General features: G+C 67.4%; 14 protein-coding genes. 8 read left to right on the top strand and 6 right to left on the bottom strand.

Annotated features, from left to right (window positions below; all coding sequences use genetic code 11):
• The first annotated feature begins 2 nt into the window (after window positions 1-2).
• The 3 genes from CTR55_RS03185 to CTR55_RS03175 all read left to right on the top strand — a co-directional run bounded on the left by CTR55_RS03185 (window position 3) and on the right by CTR55_RS03175 (window position 11,005).
• Window positions 3-7,985 (top strand): non-ribosomal peptide synthetase, encoded by a 7,983-nt coding sequence (locus CTR55_RS03185; RefSeq protein ID WP_296284101.1) that lies wholly within the window; start codon window positions 3-5, stop codon window positions 7,983-7,985.
• Window positions 7,982-8,944 (top strand): alpha/beta hydrolase, encoded by a 963-nt coding sequence (locus tag CTR55_RS03180; protein ID WP_296284100.1) that lies wholly within the window; start codon window positions 7,982-7,984, stop codon window positions 8,942-8,944. Before CTR55_RS03185 ends, CTR55_RS03180 begins: the two co-directional genes overlap by 4 nt.
• 540 nt (window positions 8,945-9,484) lie before the next feature.
• Window positions 9,485-11,005: an aldehyde dehydrogenase family protein gene (locus CTR55_RS03175; RefSeq protein ID WP_296284099.1), complete on the top strand. Its 1,521-nt coding sequence runs from the start codon at window positions 9,485-9,487 to the stop codon at window positions 11,003-11,005.
• A gap of 574 nt (window positions 11,006-11,579) precedes the next feature.
• On the opposite strand, the gene paaK is transcribed toward CTR55_RS03175, so the two are convergent.
• From paaK to paaF, 6 genes are all read right to left on the bottom strand, one after another.
• Entirely contained in the window at window positions 11,580-12,899 is a 1,320-nt protein-coding gene (gene paaK / locus CTR55_RS03170; protein WP_296284098.1) for a phenylacetate--CoA ligase PaaK, read from the bottom strand.
• A 174-nt stretch (window positions 12,900-13,073) separates the two neighbouring features.
• Entirely contained in the window at window positions 13,074-14,288 is a 1,215-nt protein-coding gene (pcaF, locus tag CTR55_RS03165) for a 3-oxoadipyl-CoA thiolase (protein WP_296284097.1), read from the bottom strand.
• Window positions 14,285-14,725 carry a hydroxyphenylacetyl-CoA thioesterase PaaI gene (gene paaI, locus CTR55_RS03160; protein ID WP_225606059.1) on the bottom strand — a complete coding sequence of 147 codons (441 nt, stop codon included), beginning with the start codon at window positions 14,723-14,725 and terminating at the stop codon, window positions 14,285-14,287. The genes pcaF and paaI overlap by 4 nt, the downstream gene beginning before the upstream one ends.
• Window positions 14,718-16,250: a 3-hydroxyacyl-CoA dehydrogenase PaaH gene (gene paaH, locus CTR55_RS03155; RefSeq protein ID WP_296284096.1), complete on the bottom strand. Its 1,533-nt coding sequence runs from the start codon at window positions 16,248-16,250 to the stop codon at window positions 14,718-14,720. Before paaH ends, paaI begins: the two co-directional genes overlap by 8 nt.
• Before the next feature lie 3 nt (window positions 16,251-16,253).
• Complete coding sequence (paaG, locus tag CTR55_RS03150; protein ID WP_296284095.1) at window positions 16,254-17,045, bottom strand: 2-(1,2-epoxy-1,2-dihydrophenyl)acetyl-CoA isomerase PaaG; 792 nt, start codon at window positions 17,043-17,045, stop codon at window positions 16,254-16,256.
• Between the two features lie 58 nt (window positions 17,046-17,103).
• Window positions 17,104-17,877, bottom strand: coding sequence for a 2,3-dehydroadipyl-CoA hydratase PaaF (gene paaF, locus CTR55_RS03145; protein ID WP_296284094.1), 774 nt, complete (start codon window positions 17,875-17,877; stop codon window positions 17,104-17,106).
• 377 nt (window positions 17,878-18,254) lie between these two features.
• Between paaF and paaY the strand changes: the two genes are divergently transcribed.
• From paaY to CTR55_RS03120, 5 genes are all read left to right on the top strand, one after another.
• A complete protein-coding gene (gene paaY / locus CTR55_RS03140; protein WP_296284093.1) occupies window positions 18,255-18,860 on the top strand; it encodes a phenylacetic acid degradation protein PaaY in 606 nt (201 codons plus the stop codon).
• 77 nt (window positions 18,861-18,937) lie between these two features.
• On the top strand, window positions 18,938-19,861 hold the full coding sequence (gene paaX / locus CTR55_RS03135; protein ID WP_296284092.1) for a phenylacetic acid degradation operon negative regulatory protein PaaX: 924 nt from the start codon (window positions 18,938-18,940) through the stop codon (window positions 19,859-19,861).
• A 164-nt stretch (window positions 19,862-20,025) separates the two neighbouring features.
• The gene (gene feaR, locus CTR55_RS03130; protein WP_296284091.1) at window positions 20,026-20,943 is read left to right on the top strand and encodes a transcriptional regulator FeaR; all 918 of its coding nucleotides are present in this window, start codon (window positions 20,026-20,028) and stop codon (window positions 20,941-20,943) included.
• A gap of 333 nt (window positions 20,944-21,276) precedes the next feature.
• Window positions 21,277-21,681 carry a c-type cytochrome gene (locus CTR55_RS03125; protein WP_296284090.1) on the top strand — a complete coding sequence of 135 codons (405 nt, stop codon included), beginning with the start codon at window positions 21,277-21,279 and terminating at the stop codon, window positions 21,679-21,681.
• A 16-nt stretch (window positions 21,682-21,697) separates the two neighbouring features.
• Window positions 21,698-23,188, top strand: coding sequence for an aldehyde dehydrogenase family protein (locus CTR55_RS03120; protein ID WP_296284089.1), 1,491 nt, complete (start codon window positions 21,698-21,700; stop codon window positions 23,186-23,188).
• Window positions 23,189-23,390 lie beyond the last annotated feature (202 nt).

The raw sequence follows: 23,390 nt of genomic DNA, 5'->3' as shown, positions 1-23,390 counted from the left end.
GAATGAACCAGCCGATGGACGCCCAGCTGAAACAGGTCGCGGAGCGCCTGGGCGCGCTGCCCGAGGACAAGCAGATCATCTTCCTGCGTCAGCTGCGCGAGAAAGGCGTGAGCCTGTCGCGCCTGCCGATCCTGCGTGAGGGGCGCCAGCACGCGCCGCTCTCGGCGGCCCAGGCGCGGCTGTGGTTCCTCTGGCAGATGGAGCCGCACAGCGCCGCCTACAACATCCCCGCCGCCGTGCGCCTGCGCGGCGCGCTGGACGAGGGTGCGCTGCAGCGGGCCTTCGCCGCGCTGATCGCGCGCCATGAAAGCCTGCGCACCGTATTCCGCAGCGCAGGTGGCGGGCACGATGATCCGGCGGATAACGCTGGCGCGTTATGCGCCCTACGGGGGGCGGATGGCACGGCAGAGGATTGCTCTGGTAAGGCGAATGACGCGCAGCGTCATCCGCCGCAAGGTGGGCCGGGTAAGGCGGCAGATGGCGAGGTGATGCAGTGCATCCTGCCGCCGGGACCGGCGCATCTGGAGGCGAAGGATTTCGGCAGCGAAGCCGAGGCGCGGCAATGGCTCAACCAATGCGCCCAGCGCTCCTTCGACCTCGCCGAAGGCCCGTTGCTGCGCCTGCACCTGGCACGCCTGCCGGGCGAAGCGCTGCTGCTGGTGAACCTGCACCACATCATTGCCGACGGCTGGTCCATCGGTGTGCTGATCGATGACTTCTCCAGGTTATACAGCGCAGCCCTGTACAGCGCTGAATTGCAAGGCACCCAGGCCGAGCTGGAAGCCTTGCCGATCCAGTACAGCGACATTGCTCGCTGGCAGCGCCTGTGGCTGGCGGCCGGCGAGGGCGAGCGGCAGCTGGCCTACTGGAAGCAGCAGCTGGGCGACGAATCCCTGCTGCTGACCCTGCCGGGCGACCGGCCGCGCCCGCTGGTGCAGAGCTATCGCGGCGCTACCTTCGACTTCGAGCTTCCGCGCGCGCTCAGCGACTCCCTGCGCGAACTGGCGCGGGGGCAGGGCGCCACGCTGTTCATGCTGATCCTCGCGGCCTACCAGCTGCTGCTGTCGCGCTGCAGCGGCCAGCGCGAGCTGCGCGTGGGCGTGCCCATCGCCGGTCGTGGCCGCGCCGAGAGCGAGCGGCTGATCGGCTTCTTCGTGAATACCCAGGTGCTGTCGGCGCGCATCGACGGCGATGAATCCTTCAACGCCTTCCTCGCCCGCACCCGCGAAGCGGTGCTGGGTGCCCAGGCCAACCCGGACCTGCCGTTCGAACAACTGGTGGACGCGCTGCAACCCGAACGCAGCCTGAGCTACAACCCGCTGTTCCAGGTGGCCTGCAACCACCAGCCGAGCCGCCGCGACGCCCTGCGCGAGCTGCCCGGCGGCCTGCAACTGGAAAGCCTGGAGCTGGACAGCGGCATCGCCAAGTTCGACCTGACCCTGAACACCGAGGAAAGCCGCGACGGCCAGGTGCGCGGGCAGTTCATGTACGCCACCGACCAGTTCGACGTGGCGACCATCCAACGCCTCGGCGGGCATTTCCTCAACCTGCTGCATGCCTTGGTGCGCGACCCGGACTGCCCGGTGGCGCGCCTGCCGCTGCTGGATGGCAGCGAGCGCGAGCAACTGCTCTACGGCTGGAACGCCACCGCGATGGACTACCCGCGCGACGCCTGCCTGCACCAGCTGATCGAGCAGCAGGTGCAGCGCTCGCCCGCGGACGTGGCGCTCACCGACGGCCAGCGCAGCTTCAGCTACGCCGAGCTGAACAGCCGTGCCAACCGCCTCGCGCACTGGCTGCGCGAGCAGGGCGTCGGCCCCGACAGCCGCGTCGGCGTCGCGCTGGAACGCTCGGTGGAGCTGCCGGTGGCCCTGCTGGCGGTGCTCAAGGCCGGCGGCGCCTACGTGCCGCTGGACCCGGAATTCCCCGCCGAACGCCTGGCGCACATGCTCGAAGACGGCGGCGTGCGTCTGCTGCTGACCCAGCAGCACCTGCTCGGCGAGCTGCCGCAATCGGGTGCCCGCGCGTTCTGCCTGGACCGCGACTGGGCGCAGCTGGATGGCTACGCCGACAGCGATCTGGAGAACCTGGCGCAGCCCGACAATCTCGCCTACGTCATCTACACCTCCGGCTCCACCGGCAAGCCCAAGGGCGTTGCGGTGCGCCACGGCGGGGTGGTCAACTTCATGCTGAGCATGGCCCGCGAGCCGGGCCTGGGTGCGCAGGATCGCGTGCTCGCGCTGACCTCGCTGTCCTTCGATATCTCCGCGCTGGAGCTGTACCTGCCGCTGCTGGTCGGCGGCCGCGTGGTGCTGGTCGACCGCGACGTTGCCCGCGACCCGTCGCGCCTGCTCGGTGTGGCGCTGGAGCAGGGCGTGACGGTGATCCAGGCAACCCCGAGCACCTGGACGCTGCTCAGCGGCCACGAGGACTTCCCGCGCCTGAGCGGCTGCCGCTTCTTCTGCGGTGGCGAGGCGCTGTCCGCCGAACTGGCGGACAAGCTCACCGCACGCTTCGATAAAGAGAGCGGCGAAGCGCTCTGGAACCTCTACGGCCCCACCGAAACCACCATCTGGTCGGCGGCCTGGAAGATCGACAAGGGCGCCCGTGCGCTGCTTGGCAAGCCCATCGCCAATACCCAGCTGTACATCCTCGACAGCGAGCTGCAACCGGCACCTATCGGTGTAGCGGGTGAGCTGTACATCGCCGGCGACGGCCTGGCGCGCGGCTACCACGGGCGCCCGGAACTGACCGCCGAGCGCTTCGTTGCCGATCCCTACGGTAGGGAACTCGGCGCGCGCATGTACCGCACCGGCGACCTCGCGCGCTGGCGCGCCGACGGCGTGCTGGAGTACCTCGGCCGCATCGATCATCAGGTGAAAATTCGCGGCTTCCGCATCGAACTGGGCGAGATCGAATCACGCCTGCTCGGCCAGCCCGGCGTGCGCGAGGCAGTAGTCATCGCCCGCGACGCGGGGCAGGTGAAACAACTGGTGGGTTACGTGACGGGCCCTCTTTTGAATGAGCGGGGCAGCGACCTGCGCGCCGCCTTGCTGGAGGAGCTGCCGGACTACATGGTCCCCGCGCAGATCGTCCCGCTCGAACGCATGCCGCTGACCCCCAACGGCAAGCTCGATCGCAAGGCGCTGCCGGAGCCGGACTTCAGTCTGCTGCAGAAGACCTTCCGCGCGCCGGAAAGCGATCGCGAGCAAACCCTGGCGGCCATCTGGCGCGCCGTGCTCGGCCTGGAGCGGGTGGGGCTGGACGACAACTTCTTCGAGCTGGGCGGCGACTCCATCGTCTCCATCCAGGTGGTCAGCCGCGCCCGCGCCGCCGGGCTGCAACTGAGCCCGAAGGACCTGTTCCAGCACCAGACGCTGCAGGCGCTGGCCCGTGTCGCCGGTGACTTGGTAGCAATTGATACGCCGGTTGCCGTTGCCGCCATCAAGGCACCGGACGCCGCACAACTGGCCGCACTCGGTCTGAATCCAGACCAGATCGAAGACCTCTACCCGCTGTCGCCCATGCAGCAGGGCATGCTGTTCCACGGCATGGATGGCAGCGAGGGCGGCGTCTACGTCAACCAGCTGCGCGTGGAGGTGCAGGACCTGGATGTGGAGCGCTTCCGCGCCGCCTGGCAGGCCGCGCTGGATGCCCACGACAACCTGCGTGCCGGCGTGCATTGGCATGCTGTTGGGACAGCCAACGGACAGCCGGTACAGGCCGTGCACAAACACGTCGAGCTGCCGCTTGAAGTCCTCGACTGGCGTGGCCGCGAGGAAATGGACGCGGCGCTGGACCAACTGGCTGCCGCCGAGCGCAGCCGCAGCTTTGACCTGGAACGGCCGCCGCTGCTGCGCCTGGTGCTGGTACGCAGTGCCGAGGCCAGCCACCAACTGGTCTACACCCATCACCACATCCTGCTCGATGGCTGGAGCAACGCCCAGCTGTTCGCCGAGGCGCTGCGCCGCTACAACGGCGAGAGCATCGCCGAGCAGGGCCGCTACCGCGACTACATTCACTGGCTACAGGTGCAGGACCAGCAGCAGGCCCAGGACTTCTGGCGCGCGCGCCTGCAAGGCTTCGCCCAGCCCACCGTGCTTGCCGACAGCCTGGCGCGCCCGGCCGAAGGCAGCGGCCACGACCTGGAATACAGCCGCTACGACGCGGCGGCCACCGAGCGCCTGAAGGCCTTTGCCCGCAGCCAGCGAGTGACGCTCAACACCCTGGTGCAGGCGGCGTGGATTCTCCTGTTGCAGCGCTACACCGGGCAGCAGCGCGTGGCCTTCGGCGCCACCGTGGCCGGGCGTCCCGCGCAACTGGCCGGCGCCGACAGCCTGCTGGGCCTGTTCATCAACACGCTGCCCATCGTCCAGGCGCCGGCCGAGCACGCCGACCTCGGCGACTGGCTGCGCGAGCTGCAGGCCTACAACCTGGACGTGCGCGAGTTCGAGCACACGCCGCTGTATGACATCCAGCGCTGGGCCGGCCAGGCCGGGCAGGCGCTGTTCGACAGCATCATCGTGTTCGAGAACTACCCGGTCGACGAGGTACTGCGCAGCGCCCAGGGCCCGCGTTTCGGCGAGCTGAAGTCGAAGGACGAGACCAGCATCCCCATGGACCTCGCCGTGCGCGTCGGCGAGCGTCTGGAGATCGAGTACCAGTACCTGCGCGCGCATTTCAGCGCCGCCGCCGTGGCACGTCTGCGCGGCAATATGGAGCAGGTGCTGGACAGCCTGCTGCACGGCGCCGGCAAGCGCGTCGGCGAGCTGCAGTGCCTGTCCGCCAGCGACCGCACGGCCCTGGCCGCCTGCCGTGGCCCGCAGCAGTCGCTGCCGCCGGCCGAGCCGGTGCACCTGGCCATCGCCCGCCAGGCTTTGCTGCGTGGCGATGAGGTGGCGCTGATCTGCGGCGATGAAGAGATCGACTACGCGGCGCTGGAGCGCGACTCCAACCGTCTGGCCCATCGCCTGATGGCCCTCGGTGTAGGCCCGGAAGTCCGCGTTGGCGTGGCCCTGCCGCGCAGCGTGCGCATTCCGTTGGCGCTGCTGGCGGTGCTCAAGGCCGGCGGCGCCTACGTGCCGTTGGACGCCGAGTACCCGCGCGAGCGCCTGGAATTCCAGATGGCCGATGCTGGTATCGCGCTGCTGATCACCGACAGCCGCCTGCGCGAGCGCCTGCCGCTGCCGGCGGGTGTGGCCTGTCTGGAACTCGATAGTCTTGATCTGACCGGCGAAGACAGCGACCTGCCAGTGGTGGCGCTGGAGCCGGAAAACCTCGCCTACCTGATCTACACCTCCGGCTCCACCGGCAAGCCCAAGGGCGTGGCGGTCAGCCATGGCCCGCTGGCCATGCACTGTGCGGCCATTGGCGAGCTGTACCGGATGGACGCCGCGACCCGCGAGCTGCACTTCATGTCCTTTGCCTTCGACGGCGCCCATGAGCGCTGGCTGACCACGCTGGTGCACGGCGGCAGCCTGGTGCTGCGTGGCGACGAGTTGTGGACCCCGGAGCAGACCTACCGTGTACTGCACGACAAACAGGTGAGCGTGGCGGCCTTCCCTCCGGTTTACTTGCAGCAACTGGCCGAGCATGCGCTGCGTGACGGCAACCCGCCGCCGGTGCGCATCTACTGCTTCGGCGGCGATGCGGTGCCCAACGCCAGCTTCGAACTGGCCAAGCGCGCGTTGCGTGCCGAGCACCTGATCAATGGCTACGGCCCCACGGAAACCGTGGTCACGCCGTTGTTGTGGAAGGCCGACCGCGCGACCGCCTGCGATGCCGCCTATGCGCCCATCGGCAAGGGTGTCGGCGCGCGCAAGCTGTACATCCTCGACGAGCAACTGCGTCAAGTGCCTCTGGGCGTCGCCGGCGAGCTGTATATCGGCGGCGATGGCCTGGCGCGCGGCTACCACGAACGCGCCGGGCTGACTGCCGAGCGTTTCGTCGCCGATCCGTTCGACCTATCACAAGAGCAGGCAGGTGGCCGCCTGTACCGCAGCGGCGACCTGGTGCGCGGCCGTGCCGATGGCGTGATCGACTACGTCGGGCGCATCGACCACCAGGTGAAGATTCGTGGCTTCCGCATCGAGCTGGGCGAGATCGAGGCGCGCCTGCAGGATCACCCGCAGGTCAGCGAGGCACTGGTGGTGGCTCGCGACGGTATCAGCGGCAAGCAGCTGGTCGGCTATGTGGTCGGTGCAGCGGAAGGCGATACGCTGCGCAACTTCCTCCGCGAGCAGGTGCCGGACTACATGGTGCCCGCGCAGATCCTCCGGCTGGAGCGCTTCCCGCTGTCGCCCAACGGCAAGATCGACCGCAAGGCGCTGCCCGAACCGACCTGGCAGGGCGAGGCCTACGAGGCACCGCGCAACGAGCGCGAGCGTGCCCTGGCGATCATCTGGCAGGACGTGCTGCAAGTGGAGCGCGTCGGCGTCCGCGACAACTTCTTCGACCTGGGCGGCGACTCCATCCTCAGCCTGCAGATCGTCTCCCGCGCCCGCCAGGCGCTGGGCGAGGGCGTGGAAATCCGCCTGCGCGACCTGTTGCAGTACCAGACTATCGCCGGCCTGCTGGAGCGCGCCGAGAGCGTTGCCGAAGCGGCGCCGACAGCGACCGTGGCTGTGGCCGACGACGGTGAATCCTTCGGCCTGCTGCCGATCCAGCAATGGATGTTCGAGCAACAACTGGAGGAGCCGGACCACTTCAACCAGGCCGTGTTGCTGGAGTGCCGCCAGCGTCTCGACGCCGAGGCGCTGGAAGCGGCACTGCAAGGCCTGCTGGCCGAGCATGGCAGCCTGCGTCTGTCGTTCGCCCGTGGGACTGACGGCCTGTGGCGCCAGCGCTATCGCGAGGCCGGCGAGATCACCGGTGCACTGCTCTGGCAGCGTCAGGCGGCGAATGCCGAGGAGGCGCTGCTGATCGCCAACCAGGCGCAGCGCAGCCTGGATCTGGGCGAAGGCCGGCTGCTGCGCGGTGTGCTCACCGACATGGCCGACGGCACCCAGCGCCTGCTGCTGGTGATCCACCACCTGGGCGTGGACGGCGTGTCCTGGCGCATCCTGCTGGAGGAGCTGCAGCAGCGTTATGCCGCGCAGCTCATTGGCGAGCCGGCGCCGAGCTTCGAACGCACCAGCGCCTACCGTGCCTGGGCCGAAGGTCTGCGCAACTACGCCGACAGCCAGCTGGCCCAGGCCGACCTGCCGTACTGGCTGGAGCAGACCGACACCGCTGGCCTTGGCGAGCCGCCGCGCGACAACCCGCGCGGCGCCGAGCGCATGGCGCATCTGGAGCAGCTGTTCCTGCGCCTGGACCGCCAGCAGACCCAGCGCCTGCTGAAGGTGGCGCCGGAGGCCTATCGCACGCAGATCAACGACCTGCTGCTGACTGCCCTCGGCCGCACCCTGTGCCACTGGTGCGACAGCGAGTCGGTGCTGATCGGCCTGGAAGGCCACGGCCGCGAGGACATCCTCGATGCCGTCGATCACAGCCGCACCCTGGGCTGGTTCACCAGCCTGTTCCCGCTACGACTCACGCCGGGACAGGGCGACTTCGCCCAGGCCATCCCGGCGATCCGCCAGCAACTGCGCGCGGTGCCGGACAAGGGCATCGGCTACGGCGCCTTGCGTTACCTGGGCGACAGCGCGTTGCGTCGCCAGCTCGCCGCGCGCGCCGAGCCGCGCGTCACTTTCAACTACCTCGGCCAGTTCGACCAGAGCTTCGACGAGAAGGCGCTGTTCGTGCCGCTGCAGGAAAAACCCGGCGACACCTATGCCGCCAGCACGCCGATGAACAACTGGCTGGAGATCGTCGGCCAGGTCTACGACGGCGAGCTGACCCTGCGCTGCCTGTTCAGCCGCCGGGTGTTCCGCCCGTCGCGCATCGAGGCGCTGATGGCGCAGTTGCGCACGGAACTGGAAGGGGTGATCAGCCATTGCTGCGCCCAGGTGGAAAGCGGCGCGCGCCAGGAGCAAGCCACGGTATGAACGCAATGATGAAAGAGGTCGGCATGCTGCACCCGGAGATTTCCGCCTTCCTGGACCTGGTCGACGACGGCCGCCGCGCGGGTCGCCCGGCGCTGCACGAACTGCCGCTGGAGCAGGCGCGGCAGGACTTCGAGGCTTCCTCGGAATCGCTCAGGGCCGGGGCGCCGTCGATGCCGGTGGAAGCGCTGCTGATCCCGGCGCGGGAGGGCCGGCAACTGCCGGTGCGCCTGTACCGGCCAGTAGGTTCTGGTAACGCGGCGATCCTGTATTTCCACGGCGGCGGCTACACGGTCGGCAGCCTGGACTCCCATGACGGGCTGTGCCGGTGGTTGGCCAAGCACTGCGATTGCGCGGTGATTTCGGTGGGTTACCGGTTGGCGCCGGAAGCGCCGTTCCCGGCGGCGACCTTCGATGCGCGCGATGCCTGGAGCTGGCTGCTGGAGTCGGCCGCCAGCCTCGGCCTGAATCCGCGCCGACTGGCCGTGGGTGGCGACAGTGCGGGCGCGACATTGGCCACCGTGCTCTGCGCCGAGCTGGCGGGTGAGGGCGCCGAGCAGCCCTGCGCGCAGTTGCTGTTCTATCCGGCGGCGGATGCCAGTGCGCGCAGCGAATCCCAGGAGCTGTTCGCCGAAGGCTATCTGCTGGAGACGGCCAGCCTGGACTGGTTCTATCAGCAGTACGTGCCTGAGGTTGCGCAGCGTAGTGACTGGCGCTGCTCGCCGGTCCATGCTGGTGTGGCGCTGCAGGGCAGCGCGCCGGCGCTGCTGTTTGCGGCCCAGTTCGATCCGTTGCTGGACGAAGGCCTCGCCTACGCCCACGCACTGGTGGAGCAGGGCGTGGAAGTGGAGGCGGAGCGCTGCTGCGGGATGACCCACGACTTCCTGCGCATGGGTAACCTGGTGCCGGAGGTGCAGGGGTACTACCGGCGCGTGGCGGAGTTTCTTGCGGCGCGCTGGTGAGCTTGTAGGAGTAACTGTCGTTCTCTGAAACTCCGTGCCTGGGTTTCCCTCGCGCAGGGCTCTACGTAGGAGATTCTATGTCTACCCCAGCGCCGGTCTCGCCGACGGGGCTCCAACGTAGGACGTGGTGGAGCGAGGCGATACCCATGCTGTCGGTGCTCGGAATCGATGGGTATCGCTGCGCTCCACGCCATCCTACGACGTGTTCCTCCTGACGCTTGTGTGAAGGCGACACCCTTCAATCAAACGCCACAATCGCCTCCAGCTCGTGTAGTACGCCCGGGCGGATAACGCTGGCGCGTTATGCGCCCTACGGTCTGTAGGAGCGAGCTTGCTCGCGAACCCGGCATCACAGCAGAGATCGTTCGCGAGCAACGACAGGGTGTCCCCGTCGCTCCTACAAAAAGTCGCTCTGCGCTTCTACTACCAAATGAGTAAGCCACCGCTCCCATGGGTGCATTCCGGGCCGGGAAGGGCGCTGCCTAAGATCGTCCCATGACCTGGCCGATGGAGGCCGGGAACCGACAGGAGAGCATCGCCATGATCTACGCCGCACCCGGAACCCCCGGCGCCGTCGTCACCCTCAAACCGCGCTACGGCAACTTCATCGGCGGCGAGTTCGTCGCGCCGGTGCTGGGCCAGTACTTCAGCAACACCTCGCCGGTGAACGGTGAGGTGATTGCCGAGTTCCCGCGCTCCACCGCCGAGGATATCGAGCGCGCGCTGGACGCCGCCCATGCCGTTGCCGACAGCTGGGGCCGCACTTCGGTGCAGGACCGCTCGCTGATCCTGTTGAAGATCGCCGACCGCATCGAGCAGAACCTGGAACAGCTCGCCGTCGCCGAAACCTGGGACAACGGCAAGGCCGTGCGCGAGACCCTCAACGCCGACGTGCCGCTGGCCGCCGACCACTTCCGCTACTACGCCGGCTGCATCCGTGCGCAGGAAGGTGGCGCTGCCGAGATCAACGAGAACACCGTCGCCTACCACATCCACGAACCGCTGGGCGTGGTCGGGCAGATCATCCCGTGGAACTTCCCGCTGCTGATGGCCGCGTGGAAGCTCGCCCCGGCCCTGGCCGCCGGCAACTGCGTGGTGCTCAAGCCGGCCGAGCAGACGCCGCTGTCGATCATGCTGCTGGCCGAGATCATCGGCGACCTGCTGCCGCCGGGCGTGCTGAACATCGTCCAGGGCTTCGGCAAGGAAGCGGGCCAGGCGCTGGCCACCAGCAAGCGCATCGCCAAGATCGCCTTCACCGGCTCGACCCCGGTTGGCTCGCACATCCTTCATTGCGCGGCGGAGAACATCATCCCGTCCACCGTGGAGCTGGGCGGCAAGAGCCCGAACATCTTCTTCGAGGACATCATGCAGGCGGAGCCGGCCTTCATCGAAAAGGCCGCCGAGGGCCTGGTGCTGGCCTTCTTCAACCAGGGCGAAGTCTGCACCTGCCCGTCGCGGGCGCTGGTGCAGGAGTCGATCTTCGAGCCGTTCATGGCCGAGGTGATGAAGAAGATCAAGGCGATCAAGCGCGGCAACCCGCTGGACACCGAGACCATGGTCGGTGCCCAGGCCTCGCAGCAGCAGTACGAGAAGATCCTGTCCTACCTCGACATCGCCCAGAGCGAGGGTGCCGAGTTGCTCACCGGCGGCTCCAGTGAGCGCCTGGAGGGGGATCTTTCCAGCGGCTATTACATCCAGCCGACGCTGCTCAAGGGTCATAACGGCATGCGCGTGTTCCAGGAGGAAATCTTCGGCCCGGTGGTGGGCGTGACCACCTTCAAGGACGAAGCCGAAGCCCTGGCGATTGCCAACGACACCGAGTTCGGCCTCGGCGCCGGGGTCTGGACCCGCGACATCAACCGCGCCTGGCGCATGGGCCGGGGCATCCAGTCCGGCCGCGTGTGGACCAACTGCTACCACCTGTACCCGGCCCACGCCGCGTTCGGAGGCTACAAGAAGTCTGGCGTCGGCCGCGAAACCCACAAGATGATGCTCGACCACTACCAGCAGACCAAGAACCTGCTGGTGAGCTACGACATCAACCCGCTGGGCTTCTTCTAAAGCGTTGCTGCAAGCCGGCGGGCCTTCCCCCATCAGGTTCGCCGGCTCCCTTCTCTGGTGTTCCGCCTGGAACTCCACCAGGCATCCCTTGTGTCGACGCGCCCGCTCGGGCGGCCGTCCGCTTCCGTGCCCACTTCCTCGGGCGACGGCCTTCGTCGAACGCGGCTCCGGCCGCGTTTTCTTTTTTCCCAATGGCCCTGCGGGCCCGGCTTCGATCGTGAGCGTTGCGGCTTAGCCCGACGAGGGCCGACTGTCTTCCTCTGGATAGCCCGTGCCTGTGTTTCCCTCTCCCTAACCCTCTGACTAGGCGTCCCCCCCATGAAGGGAGAGGGGACTGGATCGGTGCCGGCTGAAACTATGGCGTCAGCCGGCTCGGATGGCTCCCTCTCCCTTCGGAGCGGGGCGCGCAGCCAGGGCAGGGGGAGAGGGCAGACACAAGCGGACTCCGTCCACGATCCCCAGCCGCCCACTGCAAAACCTCGGCAGAGTGCGGTTCGCCGGCAAGGATGGGGCGGCGCTGAAAACCGCAAAGAAAAAGCCCCGCCGAAGCGGGGCTGTTCGATCACGCCGACACTCAGCCCTTGGGCCGGTTGTCGTAAACGTGGCAGGCCTTGCCTTCCGAGCGCTTGAGGCTGTGGCTGGGCTGCACCAGCACACGGGCGCTGACGCCGATGTGGGTCTTGATCTGCTTGCCCAGCTCGCTGCCGATGGCCTTCTGCTCGTCCGCCGAGAGGTTCTGCAGGTCGTGGCGCAGTTCGACGTGGATGTCGATGCAGTCGAGGTTGCCATTGCGGTGCAGATGGATTTCGTAGCACTCGGCAAGCTGGCGGATCTTCAGCACCTGTTCCTCGATCTGGGTCGGGAAGACGTTGACGCCGCGGATGATCAGCATGTCGTCGCTGCGCCCGGTGATCTTGTCGATGCGTCGCATCGGTCGCGCGGTGCCTGGCAGCAGGCGGGTCAGGTCGCGGGTGCGGTAGCGGATCATCGGCAGCGCTTCCTTGGACAGCGAGGTGAACACCAGCTCGCCGTATTCGCCGTCGGGCAGCACGGCGCCGGTCGCCGGGTCGATGATCTCGGGGTAGAAGTGGTCTTCCCAGACAGTCGGGCCGTCCTTGGTCTCGGCGCACTCCATGGCCACGCCCGGGCCCATGATTTCCGAGAGGCCGTAGATGTCCAGCGCGGTGATGCCCATGCGCTCCTCGACCGCGCGGCGCAGCTCGGCGGTCCACGGCTCGGCGCCGAAGATGCCCAGGCGCAGCTTGAGGCTGTGCGGGTCGACGCCCTGGCGCTCGATCTCGTCGGCAATGTTGAGCATGTAGGACGGGGTGACCATGATGATGTCCGGCTGGAAGTCGCGGATCAGTTGGACCTGCTTCTCGGTCTGGCCGCCGGACATGGGGATCACGGTACAACCCAGGCGCTCGGCGCCGTAGTGCGCGCCCAGGCCACCGGTGAACAGGCCGTAGCCGTAGGACACGTGCACCTTGTCACCCTTGCGGCCACCGGCGGCGCGGATGGAGCGGGCGACCACGTTGGCCCAGGTGTCGATGTCGTTCTGCGTGTAGCCGACCACGGTGGGTTTGCCGGTGGTGCCGCTGGAGGCATGCAGGCGCACGATCTCCTGCTGCGGCACGGCGAACATGCCGTAGGGGTAGTTGTCGCGCAGGTCGTTCTTGCCGGTGAAGGGAAACTTGGCGAGATCGTCCAGGGAGGTCAGGTCGTCCGGGTTTACGCCGGCCTCGGCGAAGCGCTTCTGGTACAGCGGGACATTGTCGTGGGCATGCTTGAGGCTCCAGCGCAGGCGCTCCAGCTGGTGCTGGCGCAGCTCGTCGACACTGGCGGTTTCCATCGGGTCAAGCAGGGCACGTTCGGCATCATGGTACATGTTCATGGGTTCACTCGATTTGTTCTTGTACGCCAGCCCCGGTGAGGGCTGCGAGTGTCATGGGAGCAGCATAGCGCCCCCGTTCGCGGAAGGATTCGAACCCGTGCCAGAGACTTTGCTCTGCCTGCCAGTCGCTGCACTGGGGCGACTGGCGGTGCGGGGTTCGATCCCGCCGATGGATCAGATGCGTTCGATGATCAGGGCGATGCCCTGGCCGACGCCGATGCACATGGTGCACAGCGCGTAGCGGCCGCCGCGCTCCTCCAGTTCATGCAGGGCGGTGGTGACCAGGCGCGCGCCGCTCATGCCCAGCGGGTGGCCGAGGGCGATGGCGCCGCCGTTGGGGTTTACCCGCGCGTCGTCGTCCGCCAGGCCCAGCTCGCGCAGGACCGCGAGGCCCTGGGCGGCGAAGGCTTCGTTCAGCTCGATCACGTCCATGTCGTTCAGCGACAGGCCGGCCAGCTCCAGCACCTTGCGGGTCGCCGGCACCGGGCCGATGCCCATGATGCGCGGCTCGACGCCGGCGGTGGCCATGGACACCACGCGGGCGCGGGCCTTCAGGCCGTGGCGTGCGGCAGCGGCCGGGGTCGCCATCAGCAGGGCGCAGGCGCCGTCGTTGACGCCCGAGGCGTTGCCGGCAGTGACGCTGCCGCCGTCGCGGAACGGCGTGCCGAGCTTGGCCAACTGCTCCAGGGTGGTGTCGCCGCGCGGGTGCTCATCCTGCTCGACCACCTTGGCCGGGCCTTTGCGCTGGGGGATTTCCACCGGGACGATTTCCTTCGCCAGGCGGCCGTTGGCTTGCGCGGCGGCGGCCTTGTGCTGGCTGCGCAGGGCGAAGGCGTCCTGGTCGGCGCGGCTGATGTTGAACTGCTCGGCGACGTTCTCCGCCGTCTCGGGCATGGAGTCGATGCCGAACTGGTTCTTCATCAACTTGTTAACGAAGCGCCAGCCGATGGTGGTGTCGAAGATTTCCGCGCTGCGGCCGAAGGCCTGCTCGGACTTGCCCATCACGAACGGCGCGCGGGACATGGATTCCACGCCGCCGGCCAGCATCAGGCCGGCTTCGTTGCAGCGCAGGGCGCGCGCGGCGCTGCCGACTGCGTCCAGGCCCGAGCCGCACAGGCGGTTCAGCGTGGTGCCGGGTACGCTCACCGGCAGGCCGGCCAGCAGCGAGGCCATGTGGGCGACGTTGCGGTTGTCTTCGCCGGCCTGGTTGGCGCAGCCGAAGATCACGTCGTCGATGGCGCTCCAGTCCAGCTCCGGGTGGCGCTGCATCAGGGCCTTCATCGGGATCGCCGCGAGGTCGTCGGCGCGCACGCCGGACAGCGCGCCGGCGTAGCGGCCGATGGGTGTGCGTACGGCGTCGATGATCAGGGCGTCGGTCATATCGCTCATTCGGAGGTCTCCTGCGCCAGCACGGTGCCGCGCACTTTGTAGGATTTGCCGTGGAACAGGGCGATCAGCTGGCCCTGGGAATTCTCGATGCGCACGTCGTAATTGCCGGTGCGGCCGCTGCGGCTCTGCTCGAAGGCGCTGGCGATCAGCTCGTCGCCTTCGCGGGCTGGCGCCACGTAATCGATGCTGCAGCCGATGGCCACGGTGGCGTCGTTGTAGCTGTTGCAGGCGAAGGCAAAGGCCGAGTCGGCGAGGGCGAACAGGTAGCCGCCGTGGCAGGTGCCGTGGCCCTGGATCATGTCCTCGCGCACGCGCATCGACAGCTTCGCGCTGCCCGGGCCGGCATCCAGCAACTGGATGCCCATGCGGCGGGTGGCCTGGTCGCGCTCGTACATGGCTTCGGCGCAGTCGCGGGCCAGTTGGGTGGCGTCAGTCATGGAAGCAGCTCTCCTTGGCATACGCGCCTTCGGCATGCAGGCGGCGCAGCAGCAGGGACGGGCGATAGCGGTCCTCGCCGTAGGCGGCCTGCAGGTTGTCCAGCACGCGCAGCACGTTGCCGATGCCGATCTGCCCGGCCCAGGCCAGCGGGCCTTGCGGGTAGTTCACGCCGGCACGCATGGCGAGGTCGATGTCCCCGGCGCTGCCCACGCCTTGCAGCACCGCATCGGCGCCTTCGTTGGCGAGCATGGCGACGGTGCGCAGCACGGCGAGGCCGGGCGTGTCGCTCAGGCGGCTGGCGGTGATGCCGGCCTTGGCAAGCAGGGCGACCGCCTGATCCAGCGCTGCGGGCGTGGTATCCGCCGAGGCGGAAATGCCCAGGCGCGAAGCCTTGCTGTAATCCAGTGCGAGGTCGATCAGCACCAGGTTGCGCAGGCCGTCTTCCCTGGCGCGCTGGCTGGCGAGGCGGCCGTCGGAGAGGGCGATAACCGCATCGCCCACCCGCAGCAGGCCGCTGCCGGCGCGCTGGATGATCTGGATGCCAGCGTCTTTCAGGCGCTGCACCAGCGGCTGGGCGACGCCCAGGTCGCCTTCCACGACGCAGGTGGTGATGTTGGCGGTGCTGCTCAGGCTCGCCGGCTGCGGGCGTTCGGCGCCTTCGGCGTAGTCGTAGAAGCCCCGGCCGCTCTTGCGGCCGAGGCGGCCGGCGTCCACCAGTTCCTTCTGGATCAGCGATGGCTGGAAGCGGAAGTCGCCGTAGTAGGCGGCAAACACCGAGCAGGTGACGGCGTAGTTGACGTCATGGCCGATCAGGTCGGTCAGCTCGAAGGCGCCCATGCGGAAGCCGCCGGCATCGCGCATCAGCGCATCCAGCGTGGCGCAGTCGGCTGCGCCTTCCTGCAGCAGGCGCAGGCTTTCGGCATAGAAGGGGCGCGCCACGCGGTTGACGATGAAGCCGGGCGTGGACTTGGTGTGAACCGGCTTCTTGCCCCAGGCCAGCGAGGTGGCATACAGGTTGTCGGCCAGCTCCGGATCGGTGGCGAGGCCGGAGACGACTTCCACCAGCGCCATCAGCGGCGCCGGGTTGAAGAAGTGCATGCCGACCACTTGCTGCGGGCGCTTGAGGCCGGCCGCCAGGCTGGTGATGGACAGCGAGGAGGTGTTGCTGGCGAGGATGCAGTCGTCGGCGCACAGCGTTTCCAGCTGCTGGAACAGGCCGCGCTTGACCTCCAGGTTCTCGACGATGGCCTCGATCACCAGCTTCGAATCGGCCAGTGCCTCGATGGTCTCTACCGGTTGCAGGCGGGCGACGATGGCGCTGCGGGCGGCGGCGTCGAGCTTGCCTTTCTCCACCAGGCGGCCGAGCTGACGGTCGATGCCGTCGATGGCCTGGGCGGCGGCGCCGGGGCGGTTGTCGTAGAGCTTCACCGGGTGGCCGGCTTGCGCGGCGACCTGGGCGATGCCCGCGCCCATGGCGCCGGCACCGATCACTGCGACGTTTGCGTCTTTCGAAAGTGCGCTCATCGATCAGCGGCCCTTGAAGCTGGGGGTGCGTTTTTCCATGAAGGCGGACACGCCCTCGCGGTAGTCCTCGCTGCGGCCGGCCAGGCGCTGAAGGTCGCGCTCCAGCTCCAGCTGCTCGTCGAGGCTGTTGTTCAGGCTGGCGTTGAGGCTGCGCTTGATCAGGGCCAGGCCGTAGGTCGGCTGGGTCGCCAGGTGGCGGGCGAGCTTGAGGGCTTCCTCGCGCAGGTTGGCGTCGTCCACCACCTGGTAGATCAGGCCCCATTGCTCGGCCTGCTCGGCGGAGAGGCGATTGCCCAGCAGCGCGAGCGCCTTGGCGCGGGCCATGCCGACCAGGCGCGGCAGCGTCCAGGTGCCGCCGGAATCGGGGATCAGGCCGATCTTGCAGAAGGCCTGGATGAAGCTGGCCGAGCGCGCCGCCAGCACCAGGTCGCAGGCCAGCGGGATGTTCGCCCCGGCACCGGCGGCCACGCCGTTGACCGCGCAGATGACCGGCAGCGGCAGGTCGCGCAGGGTGCGGATCAGCGGGTTGTAGAACTGCTCGATGGACTGGCCGAGGTCCGGCACTTCGGCACCGGGCGCGACGTTGCGGTCGGACAGGTCTTGCCCGGCGCAGAAACCACGGCCCTCGCCGGTCAGCAGCAGCACGCGGGCTTCCGGGTTCTGCCGGACCTGCTTGAGCGCCTCGCGCACTTCGCCATGCATGGCGGCGTTGAAGCTGTTGAGCTGCTCCGGGCGGTTCAGGCTGAGGAGGGCGACGCCGTCCTCGATGGAAAACAGGATGTGCTCGAAGTTCATGGGCGGACTCGCTCCATCAATTGGCAGAAAGGGGGCTGACGCTCAGTGGCCTTGGCTTTTATTTGCCAAGGAAGGCCGGCTTGCGTTTTTCCTGGAAGGCACGGATGCCCTCGTCGCGGTCGGCGGTGCCAGCCAGCAGGGTGAAGGCGTGGCGTTCGAAGCGCAGGCCGCTGGCCAGATCGGTGTCCTGTGCCTTGAGCAGTGCTTCCTTGGCCAGGCGCACGGCCAGCGGCGCCTTGGCGGCGATGCTGCGGCCGATCTGCAGGGCGCGCTCGACGGTGAATTCGGGTTGGGTGACTTCGCTGACCAGGCCGGCGCGCTGGGCGTGGCGAGCGTCGATGGCTTCGCCGGTGAGCACCATCTGCATCGCCAGCGGCTTGCCCACGGCACGCAGCAGGCGCTGGGTGCCGCCGGCGCCGGGCATGATGCCGAGGTTGATTTCCGGCTGGCCGAAGCGCGCGTCTTCGCCGGCGACAAGGATGTCGGCGTGCATGGCCAGCTCGCAGCCACCGCCCAGGGCGAAGCCATTGACGGCGGCAATCAGCGGCTTGGAGAAGGCGGCAATGCGCTGCCAGTAGCCGACGCGCGGGTCATTGAGGATGCCGGCCAGGTCGCGCTCGGCCATTTCCTTGATGTCGGCGCCAGCGGCGAAGGCCTTGCGGCTACCGGTCAGCACCACGGCGCGGGTTTCGCTGTCCTGCTCGGCGGCGTCGAGTTCGGCGGCCAGTTCGCCGAGCAGTTCGGTGTTCAAGGCGTTCAGCGCTTCGGGGCGCTGCAGGGTAATCAGGCGGACGCCCGCTTCAGGCATCTGAACGGCAAGGGTGCGAGGCATGACATCGTCCTCAGGCTGCACGCGCGGCTGCATGGCCGGCTGTATTGGAATTATGGGAGGCAGGCGTTGCCCGTCTCCGGCCTTTCCGCAGTATAGGCCTAAAGCGATACGGAAAAACAACTACAAAAGTTGAATCGCGTGTCTAAAGTATTTCTTCCGGTGCCACCGATTGGGTATCCATAGTGGTTGGAGTCTGTCTTCCATGCAGCGTATTTGCTGGTTTGGTAAGCCTTCTTTCCGTCCTGTCGACGTCATCCGGAAGTGATACGTCAGATTTAGATTGGAGGTATTTGTTTTGATGTGATACAAAATTTGCAAAAGAACAAATCGCTTTGTGCGGTGATGCCGGAACGCCGGCAGCGCCACAGGAGAACCCGATGCCCTGCTACAGCCTCGAAGGTGTGCGCCCGGTCGTTCATCCGACCGCCTATGTCCATCCCACCGCCGTACTGATCGGCGACGTCATTGTCGGCCCCGGCTGCTATGTTGGCCCGCTGGCGGCGCTGCGCGGCGACTTCGGGCGGATCGTCCTCGAAGAAGGCGCGAACCTCCAGGATACCTGCGTCATGCATGGGTTCCCGGACAGCGATACCGTCGTCGAGCGCAACGGCCACATCGGCCACGGCGCGGTGCTGCACGGTTGCCGTATCGGCGAGGACGCCCTGGTAGGGATGAATGCCGTGGTCATGGATTACGCCCGGATCGGCGCGCGCTCCATCGTTTCAGCCGCCGCGTTCGTCAAAGCCAAGTTCGACTGCCCGCCGCAAAGCCTGGTGATGGGCGCGCCGGCCAGCGTCAAACGCAGCCTGAGCGACGAGGAGATTGCCTGGAAACGCCGTGGCACCGAGGAATACCAGGCCCTGGCCAAACGCTGCATCACCAGCCTGGTGGAATGCCAGCCGCTGACGGAAATAGAAGAAGAGCGCGCGCGCCTGGGCGATTCCGGTTTCCGGCCCAAGACAGGGGCGGGGAAGGACGCATGAGTACTGGGGTTCGCTCCAATGGCCAGGCGGTGCGGCGGGCAGGTATAGTCGCCGCTCCTTCGACTGCGCAACGTGCCATGACCGCTCTAGCACCGCTGAATCAGCTGATCAATCGCTTCCAGGAACAGACGCCGATCCGCGCCAGCTCGCTGATCATCACCCTGTATGGCGATGCCATCGAACCCCATGGCGGCACCGTCTGGCTGGGTAGCCTGATCAATCTGCTGGAGCCGTTCGGCATCAACGAGCGGCTGATCCGCACCTCGATCTTCCGCCTGACCAAGGAAGACTGGCTGACCGCCGAGAAGGTCGGCCGGCGCAGCTACTACAGCCTGACCGGCACCGGCCGGCGGCGTTTCGAGAAGGCCTTCAAGCGCGTCTACAGCTCCAGCCTGCCGGCCTGGGACGGTTCCTGGACCCTGGTGATGCTCGCGCAGATCGCCGCCGACAAGCGCAAGCAGGTCCGCGAGGAGCTGGAATGGCAAGGCTTCGGCGCCATCTCGCCGACCGTCATGGCCTGCCCGCGCGCCGACCGCAGCGACGTCATGGCGACCCTGCAGGACCTGGACGTGGCCGAAGACTGCATCGTTTTCGAAACCCGCGCCCAGGACGTGCTGGCCTCCCGCGCCATGCGCATGCAGGTGCGCGAGAGCTGGAAGATCGACGAGCTGGGCGAGCACTACAGCGAGTTCATCCAGCTGTTCCGCCCGCTCTGGCAGGCGCTGCGCGAGCAGGAGCAGCTGCGCCCGGAAGACTGCTTCCTGGCGCGCACCCTGTTGATCCACGAATACCGCCGGCTGCTCCTGCGTGACCCACAACTGCCCGATGAGCTATTGCCGGGCGACTGGGAAGGGCGCGCGGCGCGGCAGCTGTGCCGCAATATCTACCGACTGATCCACGCCAAGGCCGAGGACTGGCTGAACCGCAGCCTGGAGACCGCCGACGGCCCCCTACCGGACGTCGGCGAAAGCTTCTACAAACGCTTCGGCGGATTGAACTGACAGGAGTTGGCGTGAAAGATGCCTCTCGCTTTGCAGCCCTGCGATTGCAGAGCGAGGACACCGGCGCGGGGTCTTCCCGAGAAGAACCGCGACGGACAATGACGACAGGCCCTGGAGGCCGTCGCTGAATAACAACAAACAATGCGTGTGAGGCTCTGCAGGTCATGAATTCTTCATCGACATTGAGGGATGACGCCTTCGAGGCGTGGCTGGGACAGGTCAACCAGGCGTGCGGTCGTTTCGATGCGCGCACCCTCGGCCCCCAGTTCCATGGACGGTTGCGCGAATACCAGGGCGGTGCGATCAAGCTCAGCGTGGTCGACATGGCTCAGGTGCACCTGTACCGGAGCAGCAAGGAAGTCGGCACCAGCGCGGGCGGGCATTATTACGCGGTGTTCCAGCTCGAAGGGCGTTCGCGCCTGGAGCAGGGTGACAACCGCGTTGAGCTGTCGCGCGGTGACATCAGCCTGATCGATGCCAGCCGGCCGAGCGACATGACTTACCTGGAGGAATCCCGGCAGCTCTCGCTGATCCTGCCGCGCCAGGTAATCGAACGCAGCCTGCGCATGTCGGAAGTGACCTGCGCGTCGAAGATCCCGGCCAGCTCGCCGATCGCCGTACTCGCCAACCGCCTGATCGTCGAGACCAGCCAGCAGGAAAGCCTCGGCATGCTGGAGAGCGAGGCGACCCTGGACGCCCTGGTGACCCTGCTGCGCCCGGCGCTGGCGGGCCAGGACGCCGAGCAGGACAACCACGAGCGGATGTTCCGCAAGGCCACCGCCTTCATCGACCAGCACATCGGTGCCGAAGAACTCTGCCCCGAGCTGATCGCCCGCGAAGTGGGCATCTCGGTGCGCGGCCTGTACCGCATGTTCGCCAAGAAGGGCCTGGTGGTGGCGCAGTACATCAAGAACCGCCGCCTGGACTTCTGCGCCGAGACCTTGCGCAACGCCCAGTTCGAGCAGAAGCTGTCGGCGCTGGGCTATGCCTGGGGCTTCTCCGATTCGAGCTACTTCTCCACGGCCTTCAAGGGCCGCTTCGGGGTGTCGCCGGGCGAGTACCGCAAGCGTTACGCGAATTGAGCTGCGCTTAGCGAGAACAACTGTATCCCTCGGTAGTCTTGTGCAGGTGTTTGCCCCTCACCCCAGCCCTCTCCCGCAGGGAGAGGGGGCAGTCCGTGCCGGCTGACGCCATGGTTTCCTCCTGCACCGAACGGTCCCCTCTCCCGCTTGCGGGAGAGGGTTAGGGTGAGGGGCACTTGATCTTGTAAGACCGCTCACTTTTCCCGCCATCCTGGCACTCCCGCCAACACGTCTGGCACAGAGGAAAAGACCCTCCCCAGCGCCGCTGGCAACAATCACCTTCGATGACGCGCGCCATCCGGCCGCAAAGCTGTACTCGAAGGTGATGTCCCGATGTCCCGCAACAAGCTCCGATTCGGCGCCCTCGGCCTGCTGCTGGCCGGTGCGCTACTGCAACCGCTGCTGGCGTACGCCGGCGATTGCCCGGCCAATGACGCCCAGCAGGGCGAAACCGTGTTCGCCCGCGACTGCTCGATCTGCCACACCGCCAAGGCCGACGGCCCCGGCATGATGGGCCCCAACCTGCATGGCGTGGTCGGCCGCATGGCCGGTTCGCTCGCCGGCTTCAGCTATTCCCAGGCGATGAAGGGCAAGGGCGCGACCTGGTCGCGCGACAACCTCGACGCCTTCGTCAGCCAGCCCCAGGCCGCCGTGCCCGGAACCTACATGCCCTTTGCAGGCCTGGCCGACGTGGCCGAGCGGCGGGCGCTCACCTGCTGGCTGAGCCAGCAGCACTGATCCATCAGGAGAGACCATGAACGTCACACAGACCCTGCCTCAGGTCACTGCCTTCCTGGCGCGCAAGCATGGCTGCTTCATCGACGGCGCCTGGGTGGTGCCCGAGGGCGCCCGTACCGACGTGCTGAACCCGGCCACCGGCCAGGCGATCTCCAGCGTCGCCGACATCGATACCGACCTGCTCGACCGCGCCGTGAAGTCCGCCCAGGCCGCCTACAAATCCCGCGTCTGGGCCGACCTGCGCCCGGCCGACCGCGAGCGTATCCTGCTGCGCTTCGCCGACCTGGTGGAAGCCAACGGCGAGGAGCTGGCCCAGCTGGAAACCCTCAGCCAGGGCAAGTCGATCAACATCTCGCGCATGCTGGATGTCGGCGCCACCGTCGAATTCATGCGCTACATGGCCGGCTGGGCGACCAAGATCGAAGGCCAGTCGCTGAACGTCTCCATCCCGCTGCCGCCCGGCGCCAAGTTCACCGCCTACACCCGTCGCGAGCCGCTGGGCGTGGTCGCCGGCATCGTGCCGTGGAACTTCCCGCTGATGATCGCCGTGTGGAAGCTGATCCCGGCGCTGGCCACCGGCAACAGTGTGGTGATCAAGCCCGCCTCGGAAACCCCGCTGACCGCTCTGCGTCTGGCCGAACTGGCCTTCGAGGCCGGCGTGCCGGCGGGTGTGTTCAACCTGGTGACCGGCGACGGCCCGCGCATCGGTGGCGGCCTGGCCAGCCACAAGCTGGTCAACAAGGTCTCCTTCACCGGCTCCACCGCGGTGGGTCGCAGCGTCGGCCTGGCTGCCGTGCAGAACATGACCCGCTTCGCCCTCGAACTGGGCGGCAAGAACCCGATGATCGTCCTTGCCGACGCCAACATCGATAACGCCGTGCAGGGCGCGCTGCTGGGCGGCCTGCTGAACAACGGCCAGGTCTGCGCCGCGGCTTCGCGCTTCTACGTACACCGTTCGCGCTACGACGAGTTCGTCGAGAAACTGGCCGCCGCCGTGGCCGGCATGAGCCTGGGCGAGGGCATGGACCCGACCGCACAGATCAACCCGCTGGTTTCCGCCAAGCAGCAGCGCAGCGTGCTCGACCACATCACCCGTGCCGGCGAGCAGGGCGCGCGCATCGTCTGCGGTGGCGAGCAGGTTGGCGGCAGCGGCTTCTACGTGCAGCCCACCGTACTGGCCGACGTGACCATGCAGATGGCCGTGGCCCGTGACGAAGTGTTCGGCCCGGTGCTGGCGGTGCTGCCGTTCGACGAGGACGAGCAGGCCATCGAAATGGCCAACGACAGCGAATACGGCCTGGGTGCGAGCCTGTGGACCAACGACCTGAGCAAGGCCATGAACATGGTCCCGCGCATCGAGTCCGGCACCGTGTGGGTCAACGCCCACGTGCTGCTTGACCCGAGCATGCCCTTCGGCGGCGTCAAGCAGTCGGGCATGGGCCGCGAGTTCGGCCGCGCCGTGGTCGAGGCCTATACCGAGATCAAGTCGGTGTGCATCGCGCATTGATTGAAGTAGAGAGCAACACCCTCGTTTAGCAGCGGGCCTTCGGGCCCGTTTTTTTTGCGCAGAACTTGGTAGGAGAACACCTGTAGGAGCGAGCTTGCTCGCGAACCGCCCAGCCGCGTGGAGAGTGGAGTGGTGATCGGTAGGATGGGTGGAGCGCAGTGTTCTGCCGGGACACATGGGTAACAGGTGTCGGGAGACATAG

Source organism: Pseudomonas sp. (genome assembly GCF_002796985.1).
Taxonomy (GTDB): Bacteria; Pseudomonadota; Gammaproteobacteria; order Pseudomonadales; family Pseudomonadaceae; genus Pseudomonas.
This window is presented reverse-complemented; position numbering and strand designations above follow the sequence as displayed.